The organism is Duganella sp. OV510 (assembly GCF_900100205.1).
In the GTDB taxonomy this organism is placed as follows: Bacteria; Pseudomonadota; Gammaproteobacteria; order Burkholderiales; family Burkholderiaceae_D; genus Rugamonas.
In genome coordinates this window covers 484,463-497,169 of record NZ_FNEQ01000003.1, presented here as the reverse complement: position 1 = coordinate 497,169, position 12,707 = coordinate 484,463, and the positions used below count along the sequence as shown (strand labels likewise).

Here is a 12,707-nt window from a genome sequence, read left to right as displayed (position 1 = left end):
CAGTGCTGGATACAATCGACTGGTCGCGTCCATGGTACGAATCGGTACGCGACGTGGCCGGCCGCTTGTCGGCGGAGGCGCACTTCCGCGATGAATTTTGCCGGCAGGCCGCAGCGCTCGGCCTGCGTAATCACCTGGACTTGCCGATCTCCTTTGTGCCGCAGGAAGACCTGCCGGAGGGCACGGCCTACGAGCAGCACATCGGCGCCACCGGCTGCGTGCCGACGCGCGACAACTTCCACGATTTCTTCAACGGCTTGGTATGGCTGACTTTCCCGCGTATCAAAGTGCAGCTGAACGCCCTGCAGGCGGCGCAGATTGCACAGGATGGCGTTGGCAAGTCGCGCGGGCCGGCACGCGACGCCGCCACTATCTTCGATGAAAACGCCGCGTTGCTGGTGGTGCGTGATGATGCCGATGGCCAGGCGCTGATTGAAGCGCTGCGCGAACACCGCTGGCAGGAGGCGTTCGTGCAGCGCCGCGCGCAGTGGGGCGAGGATGCGCAGGTATGGCTGTTCGGCCATGCGCTGATGGAAAAACTGGTGGCGCCGCGCAAGGCCATTACCGCGCATACTCGGGTGGTGCTGGCGGGCGATGATTTCTTCGCGCTAGAACATCCAGCGCGCCAGCATTGGCTGGACGAGACGGTGGCGCGCGAGCTGGTGCTGCACGGCTTGAGCACGGCAGACTTCACGCCGATGCAGGCACTGGGCGTGCCCGGCTGGTGGGATGGGCAGGATGAGGCGTTCTACGGCGACGCTGCGGTGTTCCGGTCGAAACGGATGCAGCGCGCCGACGCGTAACGGTTATTGCTGGCCGGCCTTGCCGCTGCGGCGGCGTACGAGGCTTATCATGCCGATGCCTGCCAACAGCATGGCGTAGCTTGAATTTTCCGGCACCGGCAACGGTGGAATCGCGCGGGCGTCCACCAGCGTCTTGGTCTGATACTCGTACGGTGTGGTGACGGTCTGGTAGTCGTAATAGGCGCTTTGCAGGCCGAGGCGCAGCTCAGTCAGCGAGGCATCAGTTGGCGTGGCGATGCCGGCGGTAAACGTCAGCGTTTCGCCGGCGGCCAGCACCACCGCATAGCTCCAGCCATTGTTGACCGTATAGCTGGTCGAGCCGGCGCTGACATAGGCGGTGCTGTAGGCCGTTGGCGCCAGGGTGTTCAGCGAACTGCCCAGGTACAAGCTGGCCAGCGCCGGCACGGAAGCGCCGCCGAACGGCGAGGTGCCCGGCAGATAGGTGCCGAAGGCGGACAGGTCGAAGTAAACGGTGGTGGCGATGGTGGACGTCACGCTGCCGCTCAGGGTCAGGTACTTGCTGCCAGCGAGCCCGCTATCAGGGGACAAGATACCCGCCTGCAGGTTGTCGCGCTTGTAGCTTGTGCGCAGATTATCTTACTTGATGGTGTTGATTTCGTAGTCTTTTTCCAGACCGGGCAAGGTGGTGGTCGGCTGCTCGGCAATTTCCGTTACCAGCTTGGTGGTGTTCGAATAGTTCGCGGTGTCGAGGTCGAGATACGTTGAAATGTAGCTGCTGGAGGAAGTCAGCGAGGCTGGGCCGACATTTGATGCGCCAACGCTCAGATTGGATATCGTAATGACTTCCGCCTGCGCCTGCGGGTACACTCCCAGCACGGCCAAGCCCAACGCAAGAATACGTAGTTTTTGCAGCATGGTATTTCCCCTAGTGGTTGTTTATTATGAAATTACTGAAACTAGGATAACATTTTTGCTGCACTGCGGCATCGCGCAAATGCATGATGCTGATGAAATAAGGTTCGCTGTTGTTTTTATAATGAAAGCCGTTAGACGGCAGAAAGTGAGACTGGATGGAACGCATCATTCGCTGGGGCATCCTGGGCACTGGCAAGATCGCCAAAGCCTTCGCCACCGCACTGAAAGACACGCCCGGGGCCGCTCTGGCGGCGGTTGCTTCGCGCACTGTAGATAGCGCTACCAAATTCGGCCAGGAATATGGCGCCGAGCGTTTCCACGGCAGCTATCAGGCGCTGGCTGATGATCCGGATGTGGATGTCATCTATATCGGCACGCCGCATCCGATGCACCATGAGAACGCGCTGATGTGCCTGAACGGCGGCAAGGCGGTGCTGGTGGAGAAGTCGTTCACCATGAACCGCCGCCAGGCCGAGGACATCATCCAGCTGGCGCGCGCCCAAAAACTGTTCGTCATGGAGGCGATGTGGACGCGCTTCATGCCTGCGATTGTGGAAGCCAAGCGCATCGTCGACAGCGGCGAGATCGGCAAGCCGGCCCACGTCAGCGCCGATTTCGGCTTCACCTCGGACGCCGGCCCGGAGCATCGCCTATTCGCGCCGGAGCTGGGTGGCGGCGCGCTGCTGGACCTGGGCATTTATCCGCTGTCGATGTCGTCATTCTTCCTCGGCGCGGTGGAGAGCGTAAAGGCGCAGGCGGAAATGACCGCCACCGGCGTCGACATGCAGACCGCGTTCACGCTGAAGCACGAAGGCGGCGGCGTGTCGTCGTGCGCCTGCAGCCTGCGTTCGCGTACGCCGACCGAGCTGACCATCTCCGGCACCAAGGGCTTCGTGCGCCTGCACGACCGCTTCCACAATGCCGACAGCTTTACCGTCACCGTGGTGGATGGCGCCTCGCGCAGCGAGCGCGTCGTCACGCTGCCGAAGAGTGGCAACGGCTACACGCACGAAGCGCAGGAAGTGGGCCGCTGCCTGCGCGCCGGCCTGATCGAAAGCCCGGTGATGCCGCATGCGGAAACGCTGTCCATCATGGGCACGCTGGACGAGATCCGCGCGCAGATCGGCCTGCGCTATCCGGCCGACGCCTGAGCAAGGCTGGCGCGAACTGGTTACAATCCCCAGATACGATTTTAATAACGGGGATAGACCATGTTCGTCGCTGACCGCGCACCGACTCTTAAAAACGTGCTGCTTGCCACCGGCGTCGTGCTGACGCTGGCCATGGGCGTGCGGCACGGCTTCGGCTTCTGGATGCAGCCGATTTCACAGGCCAACGGCTGGACGCGCGAGACCTACTCGCTGGCGCAGGCCATGCAAAACCTGATGTGGGGCGTCATCGGCCCGTTCGCCGGCATGGCGGCCGACCGTTTTGGCACCATGCGCGTAGTGCTGGTGGGGGCGCTGTCGTACATGCTCGGCCTGGTGTGGATGGCGACGGTGACGCATCCCACCTTGTTCGTGCTCGGCTCCGGGCTGTTGATTGGCCTGGGCCTGGCGTGTACCGCGTTCGGCGCGGTCAGCGGCATCATCGGCCGCGTGGCGCCGCCGGAGCGGCGTTCGTGGGCGTTCGGCATTTCCGGCGCCGCCAGCTCGTTCGGCCAGTTCATGATGATGCCGGTCGAGCAGCAGCTGATTTCCGCCGTCGGCTGGCAGAACGCCTTCTACATCCTCGGCGCCTTGCTGTTGCTGCTGATGGTGCCGATGGCGTTTTACCTGCGCGAGCCGGCGGTGCAGCATGCGCAAGGTCCGCAGCAGAGCATCCGCGAGGCGGCTGGCGAGGCACTGGGCAACCGTTCCTTCCTGTTCCTGGTGGCGGGCTATTTTGTCTGCGGCTTCCAGGTGGTGTTCATCGGCGTGCATTTGCCGGCTTACCTGAAAGACAAGGGCATCGGCAATCCTGATGTGGCGGTGCTGGCGCTGGCGCTGATTGGCTTGTTCAATATCTTCGGTTCTTACTATGCGGGCAAGCTGGGCGGACGACTTCCCAAGCGCTACCTGCTGTCGGCGATTTATTTCTCGCGCTCGGTGGTGATTGCACTGTTCCTGCTGGCGCCGTTGATGCCGCTGTCCGTGTATCTGTTTGCAGCGGCGATGGGTGTGCTGTGGCTGTCGACGGTGCCGCTGACGAACGGCATCATCGCCGGCGTGTTCGGCGTCAAGCACATGTCGATGCTGGCGGGAATGGTGTTCTTCTCGCACCAGCTGGGCAGCTTCCTCGGTGTGTGGCTGGGTGGCTACCTGTATTCGTCCACTGGCAGCTACGACATCGTCTGGGGCATCGCCATTGCGCTGGGCGTGATGTCCGGCCTGATCAACCTGCCGATCAACGAGCGCCCATTGATACGCACGCAGGCGGCGTGATGAAGACCTGGCTGCTGCGCGCCGCCATCATCGCCATACTGGCGCTGATCTTCGCCGCCTACTTGCAGCCGGACTTCGTGGTGGACCTCGCCAACCGCATCTACCTCTGCTTCTAGACTTTGAGGAATTCTTCACGGCCGCCTAGCCAGCGGGCGAGGTGGGCTTCGACAGTGGCGGCTTTTTCGGGGCTGTTGGCGTGGAGGAGGTCGTGGGCGACGTCGCGCGCCTGGTCGACCAGCCAGGCGTCCGTCTCCAGATCGGCGAAGCGCAGCATGGCCTGGCCGGACTGGCGCGCGCCGAGGAATTCGCCGGGGCCTCGGATCTCCAGGTCGCGGCGGGCGATTTCAAAGCCGTCGGTGGTTTCGCGCATCGTCATCAGGCGCTGTTTGGCGATCTGGCCCAGCGGGCTTTGGTACAGCAGCAGGCACACCGATGCGGCCGATCCACGGCCGACGCGGCCACGCAGCTGGTGCAGCTGCGACAGGCCGAAGCGCTCGGCATGCTCGATCACCATCAGCGAGGCATTCGGCACGTCGACGCCGACTTCGATCACCGTGGTGGCCACCAGCACCTGCATCTCGTTGGCGATGAAGGCATCCATCACTGCCTGCTTTTCCGCCGGCTTCAAGCGGCCATGCACCAGGCCGACGTTCAGGTCGGGCAGCGCTTCGGCCAGCAGCGCATGGGTGTCGGTGGCGGTTTGCAGTTGCAGCGCTTCCGATTCTTCGATCAGCGGGCAGACCCAGTAGACTTGCCGGCCTTCCTGCGCGGCCGCATGCACGCGCTCGATCACTTCGTCGCGCCGGTTCTGGTCGATGGTGCGCGTGACGATCGGGCTGCGGCCCGGCGGCAGTTCGTCGATCACCGATACTTCCAGGTCGGCGTAGTAGGTCATGGCCAGCGTGCGCGGGATCGGCGTGGCGGACATCATCAGCTGGTGCGGCACTGCGCCTACCGCGCCCTTGTTGCGCAGCACCAGCCGCTGGCCGACGCCGAAGCGGTGCTGCTCGTCGACGATCACCAGTCCGAGATTCTCGAACGTCACCACATCCTGCAGCAGCGCGTGCGTACCGACCACCAGTCGCGCCTCGCCGGATTCGATCATGTCATACGAGGCCTGCTTGTCCTTTTTCTTCTGGCTGCCGCTGAGCCATGCGACCTTGACGCCCAGCGGCTCCATCCACGCGGCGATCTTGCGGAAGTGCTGCTCGGCGAGGATTTCGGTTGGCGCCATCAGCGCCGCCTGGTAGCCGCTGTCGATGGCCTGCGCGGCGGCCAGCGCCGATACCACCGTCTTGCCGCTGCCGACGTCCCCTTGCAGCAGCCGCTGCATCGGGAACGGTTGGCGCAGGTCGGCGCGGATTTCGTCCAGCACTTTCTGCTGCGCGCCGGTCAGCTTGAACGGCAGGGCTGCCTGGAAGCCGGCCGACAGCGCGCCGAGGGTCTTCAGCGGCGGCGAGCCCTTGGCACGACGCGCGCGCTGGGCGCGTTTCAGCGACAGCTGCTGCGCCAGCAGCTCATCGAACTTCACGCGCGTCCAGGCCGGATGCGAGCGGTCGGCCAGCGCGTGGTTGTCCACCTGCTGCGGCGGATAGTGCAGCAGCTTCACCGCCGGCTCCAGCTCGGACAGCTGCAACTGCTGGCGGATATCGGCCGGCAGCGTGTCGGTCCAGTCGACCCGTTTCATGGCGTCGCCGATGGCCTTGCGCAGCACCGGCTGCGACAGTCCCTCGCCGGCCGGATACACCGGCGTCAGCGAAGTAGGCAGTGGCGCGCCTTCGTTGACCACCTTGTAGGCCGGGTGCACCATCTCGGCGCCGAAGAAGCCGTGTTTCAATTCGCCGCGCACGCGCACCCGCGTGCCTTCCGCCAGCTGCTTGACCTGGCTGCCGTAGAAATTCATGAAGCGCAGCTGCAATTCGCCGCTGCCGTCGCTGATGTGGACCAATAATTGTCGTCTTGGCTTGTAGCCGATCTCGTTTTTTACAACAACGCCCTCAACTTGGGACGTGTCGCCGCCATGCAGCCGGGCTTCTTCGATGGTGATGACCTGCGTTTCGTCCTCGTAGCGCATGGGCAGGTGCAGCACCAGGTCCATATCGGTGTGCAAGCCCAATTTGGCCAGTTTGGCCTCTGCGCTGACGGTTTTTTTAGCAGTTTTAGACGGTGAAACAGGCATATGGCGTAAAATAGAGGGTTGGCCGCCGATATTGTAAGGCCTACCGTATTTTTGTTAACAGAGTCCGCAAATGTATTCGCTTTCCGATTTCGATTTTAACTTGCCGCAAGAGCGTATTGCGCAATTCCCGCTGCCAGACCGCAGCGCTTCCCGTCTGCTGCACCTGGACGGCGGGCAGATCATCGACCGCCAGTTCGCCGACATCGTCGACCTGCTGCAGCCGGGCGACCTGCTGGTGATGAACAATACCCGCGTGCTGAAGGCGCGCTTCTTCGGCATGAAGGAAAGCGGCGGCAAGGTCGAGGCGCTGGTCGAGCGCGTGCTGGATAACCGCACCGTGCTGGCCCAGGTACGCGCTTCGCGCTCGCCGCTGGCCGGCACGAAAATGCGCCTGGCCGATGCCTTCGACGTGACGGTTGGCGAGCGCGCCGGCGAGTTCTTCACGCTGCACTTCGATGCCGACGTGTTCGACCTGATCGAAGCACACGGCCGCCTGCCGCTGCCGCCGTACATCGAGCACGATGCGGATTCGTTCGATGAAACACGCTACCAGACGGTGTTCAACAAGGTGCCGGGCGCTGTCGCCGCGCCGACCGCCGGCCTGCACTTCGATGAAGCGCTGCTGGAGAAACTGAAGGCCAAGGGCGTCAACTTCGCCTACGTCACGCTGCACGTCGGCGCTGGCACCTTCCAGCCGGTGCGCCATGAGAATCTGGCCGACCACCAGATGCATACCGAGTGGTACACCATGCCGCAGGAAACCGTGGACGCGGTGCGCGCCGCGCGCGCCGCCGGCCGCGATGTGGTCGCGGTGGGCACCACTTCGCTGCGCGCGCTGGAATCGGCGTCGCAGAGCGGCCAGCTGGAGGCTGGCAGCGCGGATACGGCGCTGTTCATCACGCCTGGCTACCAGTTCAAGACGGTGACGCGGCTGATTACCAATTTCCACCTGCCGAAGTCGACGCTGCTGATGCTGGTGTCGGCCTTTGCCGGTTTTGAAGAGATCCGCAAGGCCTACGCCCACGCGATCGCGAATGAATACCGCTTCTTCAGCTATGGCGATGCCATGTTGCTGACGACGCAAAACAAGGAATAAGCATGCTGGAATTTACATTACATAAAACCGATACCACCGGCGTGACCAAGGCCCGCCGTGGCGAGGTCAAGCTGAACCACGGCGTGGTGCAAACGCCGATCTTCATGCCGGTTGGCACTTACGGTTCGGTGAAGGCGATGTCGCCGCTGGAGCTGAAGGAAATCAACGCCCAGATTATCCTGGGCAACACCTTCCACCTGTGGCTGCGTCCGGGGAATGACGTCATGGCCAAGTTCGGCGGCCTGCATGACTTCATGGCCTGGGATAAGCCCATCCTGACCGACTCCGGCGGCTTCCAGGTGTTTTCGCTGGGCGCGATGCGCAAGATTACCGAGGAGGGCGTGCACTTCAACTCGCCGATCAACGGTGACAAGCTGTTCCTGTCGCCGGAAGTGTCGATGCAGATCCAGCGCGTGCTGAACTCGGACATCGTCATGCAGTTCGACGAATGCACGCCGTATGAAATCAACAACCGCCCGGCCACGCTGGACGAGGCGGCCAAGTCGATGCGCATGTCACTGCGCTGGGCACAGCGCTCGCAAGACGAATTCCATCGCGGCGAGAATCCGAACGCGCTGTTTGGCATCGTCCAGGGCGGCATGTTCGAGAACCTGCGCGATGAGTCGCTGGCCGGCCTGGAAGAGATCAACTTCCCTGGCTTGGCCATCGGCGGCCTGTCGGTCGGCGAGCCGAAAGAAGACATGATGCGTATCTTGCAACACGTCGGCCCGAAACTGCCGGCCAACAAGCCGCACTACCTGATGGGCGTCGGCACGCCAGAGGATCTGGTGCAGGGCGTTTCCCACGGCGTCGACATGTTCGACTGCGTGATGCCGACCCGGAATGCCCGCAACGGCTGGATCTTCACCCGCTTCGGCGACATCAAGATCAAGAACGCGCGTTACAAGGAGGACAAGGAGCCTTACGACAGCACCTGCTCGTGCTACGCCTGCAAGAACTTCTCGCGCGCCTATCTGCACCACCTGAACCGCACCCAGGAAATCCTCGGTGCGCGCCTGAATACCATCCACAATCTGCACTATTACCTGGACATCATGCAGCAGATGCGTGACGCTCTGGACGCGGATCGTTTCCCGGCCTGGGTACAGCAATTCCACGCGGATCGCGCGCGCGGAGTCTAAAAGTCTTTCATGCCTTGCGGCCAGTGCTAGAATACAGCGCTGTTTTTTAAACTATAGATATCGGAGTCACCAGTGTCCTTCTTCATTTCCAACGCTTACGCCCAATCCACCACCGACGTGCTGGGCTCGACCGGCTTCCTGGGCCAGTATGGTTTCCTGATTCTGATGTTCGTGGCCATGTACTTCCTGATGATTCGTCCTCAGCAGAAGCGCGCCAAGGAACAAAAGGCCATGATGGAAGCGCTGACCAAGGGCGCTGAAGTCGTTACCGCCGGCGGCGTGCTGGGCAAGATCAGCAAGATCTCCGACGCTTACGTGACCCTGGAAGTCTCCAGCGGCGCGGAACTGGTGGTGCAGAAGAACGCGATCACCACGGTGCTGCCGAACGGCACGCTGAAAAGCCTGTAATTCTCATGGGCCCGCGCTTGCGCGGGCCTTTTGACGTCTACATTGAACGTTAGAGCTATATGAATCGTTATCCAGTCTGGAAATACATCCTTATCGCCGTCGCCATCCTGCTGGGCGCGCTGTACACCGTGCCCAATTATTTCGGCGAATCGCCGGCAGTGCAGGTGACCAGTGGTAAGTCGACGGTCAAGATGACCTCGGACATGACCGCCAAGGTAGCCGACGTGCTGGCCAAAGCCGGCATCGCCAACAATGGCATCGCCTATGACGGCACCGGCAACTACGCCTCGGTGCGCGTGCGCTTCGATACGCCGGACACCCAGTTCCACGCCAAGTCGGTGCTGGAAAAAGGCCTGAACACCGACGCTGAAGATCCTACCTATCTGGTGGCACTGAACTTGCAGGCGGATACGCCGAAGTGGATGCAACGCCTGCACGCGCTGCCGATGTACCTCGGCCTCGACTTGCGCGGCGGTGTGCACTTCCTGATGCAGGTGGATGCGGAAGGCGTGCTGACCAAGCGCGTACAGGGCATGCAGACCGCCGCCCGCGTGTCGCTGCGCGACAAGAACGTGCGCCACGCCGGCATCGAGAAAGTCGGCAATACCGTGGAAATCAAGTTCCGCGACGACGCCACCCGCCAGAAAGCCAAGGATGTGCTGAACGCCACCATGGCCGACCTGCAGTTCACCGACTCCGGCGACGGCAGCGAGCTGAAAACGGTGATGAGCCTGAAACCGGCCGCGCTGAAGCAAACCATCGATGACGGCGTCAAACAGAATATCTCGACGCTGTCGAAGCGCGTCAACGAACTGGGCGTGGCGGAACCGATCATCCAGCAGCAGGGCCCGGACCGCATCGTGGTCCAGCTGCCAGGCGTGCAGGACGTGGCGCGTGCGCGCGCCGTGATCGGCCGTACCGCGACGCTGGAAGTGCGCATGGTCGACGAGTCGGTCACGCCAGGCACCGAACTGTCGGCTGCTGTGCCGTTCAACTCGGAGCTGTTCACCGTCGGCAAAGGCGTGCCGGTCATCCTGAGCAAGGACGTGGTGCTGACTGGCGATTACATCTCCAGCGCCATCGCCCGTTCGGACCAGAACAACCAGCCAGCCGTCAGCATCGACCTGAACGGCGACGGCGGCCGCCGCATGCGTGACGCCACCCGTGAGCGCGTCGGCAAGCGCATGGCCATCGTGCTGTTCGAGAAAAAGGGCAAGCCGGGCGAAGTGCTGTCGGTGGCCACCATCCAGCAGGAACTGGGCAGCAGCTTCCAGATCACCGGCATGGGCAGCATGGAAAACTCGACCGAGCTGGCGCTGCTGCTGCGCTCCGGCGCGCTGTCGGCGCCGATGGACGTGATCGAAGAACGCACCATCGGCCCTGCGCTGGGTGCGGAGAATATCAACAAGGGTATTCACTCGACCATGTACGGCTTTGCCGCGATCGCGATCTTCATGATCATCTACTACATGATGTTCGGCTTCTTCAGCGTGTTTGCGCTGGCCTGCAACCTGCTGTTCCTGCTGGCCATCCTGTCGCTGATGCAGGTCACGCTGACCTTGCCGGGCATGGCCGCTATCGCGCTGGCGCTGGGTATGGCGATTGACTCGAACGTGCTGATTAACGAGCGGGTGCGCGAAGAACTGCGCGCCGGCGCCTCGCCGCAGCAGGCGATTTCCGCCGGCTTCGACCGCGCCTGGGCCACCATTATCGACTCCAACGTCACCACGCTGATCGTCGGTGTGGCGCTGTGGGTGTTCGGTTCCGGCCCGATCCGTGGCTTCGCCGTGGTGCACACGCTGGGTATTCTGACCTCGATGTTCTCCGCCGTGTTTGTCTCGCGCGGTGTGGTCAACCTCTGGTATGGCCGCAAGAAGAAACTGCAATCGATCGCCATCGGTACCGTCTGGGTACCGGGTCAGAAATAACAGGGGCTGAACATGGAATTTTTCCGCATTAAAAAAGACATCCCGTTCATGCGCCACGCGCTGGTGTTCAACGTCGTTTCGGCGTTGACCTTCGTCGCAGCCGTGTTCTTCCTGCTGCACCGTGGCCTGCACCTGTCGGTGGAGTTCACCGGCGGCACCGTGATGGAGCTGAAATACAAGCAGGCGGCGAATCTGGAAAAGATTCGCCACACGCTGGAAAGCATCGGCTACGAGCAGCCTGAAGCCACCGGCTTTGGCACCGCGCATGACGTTATGCTGCGTCTGCCGGTGATCAAGGGCGTCACCTCGAAGGACGCATCGGCCAAGGTGTATGACGCGCTGTGCAAAGCCGAAAGCGGCAGCCTGCAGCAGATCGACACCGTGACCGCCAAGGGCGAGCACGTGGTCAAGCAGTCGTGCTCGGACACCGCCGGCGGCGAATTGGTCGGTCTGCAGAAAGTGGAGTTCGTCGGCCCGCAGGTCGGCGATGAGCTGACCCAGAACGGCCTGAACGCGCTGGTAATGGTGATTATCGGCGTGATGATCTACCTGGCGATCCGCTTCGAGTGGAAGTATGCGGTGGCGGCGATTATCGCCAACCTGCACGACGTGGTCATCATTCTCGGCTTCTTCGCCTTCTTCCAGTGGGAATTCTCGCTGACGGTGCTGGCCGGCATCCTGGCGGTGCTGGGTTATTCGGTCAATGAGTCGGTGGTTATCTTCGACCGGATTCGCGAGAACTTCCGCAAGCAGCGCTCGGCGACCGTGCATGAAGTGATCGACAATGCGATCACCTCGACCATCTCGCGTACCATCATCACCCACGGCTGCACGCAGATGATGGTGCTGTCGATGCTGTTCCTGGGCGGTCCGACGCTGCACTACTTCGCCATGGCGCTGACCATCGGTATCTGCTTCGGTATCTACTCGTCGGTGTTCGTGGCCGCCGCCGTCGCCATGTGGCTGGGCGTCAAGCGCGAAGACCTGATCAAGCCGATCAAGCCGAAAGATGAAACCGACGGCGCAGTCGTCTGAAGCACCAGAATCCCTCCCTCGCGGAGGGATTTTTCGTAGGGGAGACCAATCATGAGCCGTACCGGCCGCCTGTTCATGCTGATGGACGCCATGCGTGGCTACCGCCGTCCCGTTACTGCCGCGCGGCTGGCGGAGCAGCTGGGCGTTTCCGAGCGCACCATCTACCGCGACATCCAGACCCTGTCCGGCCTCGGCGCGCCGCTGGAGGGCGAGGCCGGCGTCGGCTACATGCTGAAGGCCGGCTTCTTCCTGCCGCCGCTGATGTTTGGTGCCGATGAGCTGGAGGCGCTGGTGCTGGGCGCGCGCTGGGTGCGCCGTCAGGGCGACGAGGCGCTGTCCGCCGCCGCCAGCAATGCCCTCGCCAAGATCGCCGCCGCCACGCCCAAAGACTTGCGCGACGATATGGCCGAAACCAGCTTATGGGTGCCGATCGGCCAGGACCAGCACGACGCCACCGACATCCACGTGCGGCCGGTGCGCGAAGCCATCCGCTACCAGCACCGGCTGCGCATGTGCTACCGCGACGAGCATGGAACGCCATCACAACGGGTGGTGTGGCCGTTCGCGCTGGCCTTTCTCGAAGGTTGCCGCTTGCTGGCCGCGTGGTGCGAGTTGCGCGCGGCGTACCGTCACTTCCGCATCGACCGCATCGCTGCGGTGGAGTCGCTGGGCGAGCGCTATCCGGCACGCCGCCACGACCTGTTGAAAACCTGGCGCGCCGAACACAATATCCGTGAAGATGCCTGATCACCAGGTGATTGCAAAAACAACACTGTTATGTGAAGTAGCGCACAGAGCGGAAGTGGGTGGGGGGAGT

Annotated in this window: 12 protein-coding genes; 9 read left to right on the top strand and 3 right to left on the bottom strand. The window is 62.6% G+C overall.

Going from position 1 to position 12,707, the window contains the following annotated elements:
• Nucleotides 1-2: 2 nt before the first annotated feature.
• A complete protein-coding gene (locus BLS51_RS12145) occupies nt 3-803 on the top strand; it encodes a DUF3025 domain-containing protein (RefSeq protein WP_090182316.1) in 801 nt (266 codons plus the stop codon).
• Between the two features lie 3 nt (nt 804-806).
• Here the strand turns inward: BLS51_RS12145 and BLS51_RS12140 are convergent, their stop codons facing one another.
• Together BLS51_RS12140 and BLS51_RS12135 are read right to left on the bottom strand one after the other, a co-directional pair.
• Nucleotides 807-1,352, bottom strand: coding sequence for a PEP-CTERM sorting domain-containing protein (locus tag BLS51_RS12140; RefSeq protein ID WP_090182318.1), 546 nt, complete (start codon nt 1,350-1,352; stop codon nt 807-809).
• 48 nt (nt 1,353-1,400) lie between these two features.
• Nucleotides 1,401-1,679 (bottom strand): hypothetical protein, encoded by a 279-nt coding sequence (locus BLS51_RS12135; protein ID WP_139168693.1) that lies wholly within the window; start codon nt 1,677-1,679, stop codon nt 1,401-1,403.
• A gap of 155 nt (nt 1,680-1,834) precedes the next feature.
• Between BLS51_RS12135 and BLS51_RS12130 the strand changes: the two genes are divergently transcribed.
• Nucleotides 1,835-2,830, top strand: a complete 996-nt coding sequence (locus tag BLS51_RS12130) for a Gfo/Idh/MocA family protein (RefSeq protein ID WP_090182324.1) — start codon at nt 1,835-1,837, stop codon at nt 2,828-2,830.
• Nucleotides 2,831-2,890: 60 nt separating this feature from the next.
• The gene (locus tag BLS51_RS12125; protein ID WP_090182326.1) at nt 2,891-4,102 is read left to right on the top strand and encodes an MFS transporter; all 1,212 of its coding nucleotides are present in this window, start codon (nt 2,891-2,893) and stop codon (nt 4,100-4,102) included.
• A 112-nt stretch (nt 4,103-4,214) separates the two neighbouring features.
• On the opposite strand, the gene recG is transcribed toward BLS51_RS12125, so the two are convergent.
• Nucleotides 4,215-6,281, bottom strand: a complete 2,067-nt coding sequence (gene recG, locus BLS51_RS12120; protein ID WP_090182328.1) for an ATP-dependent DNA helicase RecG — start codon at nt 6,279-6,281, stop codon at nt 4,215-4,217.
• A gap of 70 nt (nt 6,282-6,351) precedes the next feature.
• On the opposite strand from recG, the gene queA reads away from it, so the two are divergent.
• The 6 genes from queA (at nt 6,352) to BLS51_RS12090 (ending at nt 12,637) form a co-directional block, all read left to right on the top strand.
• Nucleotides 6,352-7,377, top strand: coding sequence for a tRNA preQ1(34) S-adenosylmethionine ribosyltransferase-isomerase QueA (gene queA / locus BLS51_RS12115; RefSeq protein ID WP_090182330.1), 1,026 nt, complete (start codon nt 6,352-6,354; stop codon nt 7,375-7,377).
• Between the two features lie 2 nt (nt 7,378-7,379).
• Entirely contained in the window at nt 7,380-8,519 is a 1,140-nt protein-coding gene (gene tgt, locus BLS51_RS12110; protein WP_090182332.1) for a tRNA guanosine(34) transglycosylase Tgt, read from the top strand.
• Nucleotides 8,520-8,591: 72 nt separating this feature from the next.
• A complete protein-coding gene (yajC, locus tag BLS51_RS12105) occupies nt 8,592-8,927 on the top strand; it encodes a preprotein translocase subunit YajC (RefSeq protein WP_090182334.1) in 336 nt (111 codons plus the stop codon).
• Nucleotides 8,928-8,986: 59 nt separating this feature from the next.
• A complete protein-coding gene (secD, locus tag BLS51_RS12100; RefSeq protein WP_090182337.1) occupies nt 8,987-10,855 on the top strand; it encodes a protein translocase subunit SecD in 1,869 nt (622 codons plus the stop codon).
• Between the two features lie 12 nt (nt 10,856-10,867).
• Nucleotides 10,868-11,890, top strand: a complete 1,023-nt coding sequence (gene secF, locus BLS51_RS12095) for a protein translocase subunit SecF (RefSeq protein WP_090182339.1) — start codon at nt 10,868-10,870, stop codon at nt 11,888-11,890.
• 51 nt (nt 11,891-11,941) lie between these two features.
• Nucleotides 11,942-12,637, top strand: coding sequence for a helix-turn-helix transcriptional regulator (locus BLS51_RS12090; protein ID WP_175472559.1), 696 nt, complete (start codon nt 11,942-11,944; stop codon nt 12,635-12,637).
• Nucleotides 12,638-12,707 lie beyond the last annotated feature (70 nt).

What these genes read in the sequence shown, in the direction of transcription:
- BLS51_RS12135 (WP_139168693.1), bottom strand. Translation starts at nt 1,679, where the DNA reads ATGCTGCAAAAACTACGTATTCTTGCGTTGGGCTTGGCCGTGCTGGGA.
- BLS51_RS12130 (WP_090182324.1), top strand. Translation starts at nt 1,835, where the DNA reads ATGGAACGCATCATTCGCTGGGGCATCCTGGGCACTGGCAAGATCGCC.
- BLS51_RS12125 (WP_090182326.1), top strand. Translation starts at nt 2,891, where the DNA reads ATGTTCGTCGCTGACCGCGCACCGACTCTTAAAAACGTGCTGCTTGCC.
- recG (WP_090182328.1), bottom strand. Translation starts at nt 6,281, where the DNA reads ATGCCTGTTTCACCGTCTAAAACTGCTAAAAAAACCGTCAGCGCAGAG.
- queA (WP_090182330.1), top strand. Translation starts at nt 6,352, where the DNA reads ATGTATTCGCTTTCCGATTTCGATTTTAACTTGCCGCAAGAGCGTATT.
- tgt (WP_090182332.1), top strand. Translation starts at nt 7,380, where the DNA reads ATGCTGGAATTTACATTACATAAAACCGATACCACCGGCGTGACCAAG.
- secD (WP_090182337.1), top strand. Translation starts at nt 8,987, where the DNA reads ATGAATCGTTATCCAGTCTGGAAATACATCCTTATCGCCGTCGCCATC.
- secF (WP_090182339.1), top strand. Translation starts at nt 10,868, where the DNA reads ATGGAATTTTTCCGCATTAAAAAAGACATCCCGTTCATGCGCCACGCG.
- BLS51_RS12090 (WP_175472559.1), top strand. Translation starts at nt 11,942, where the DNA reads ATGAGCCGTACCGGCCGCCTGTTCATGCTGATGGACGCCATGCGTGGC.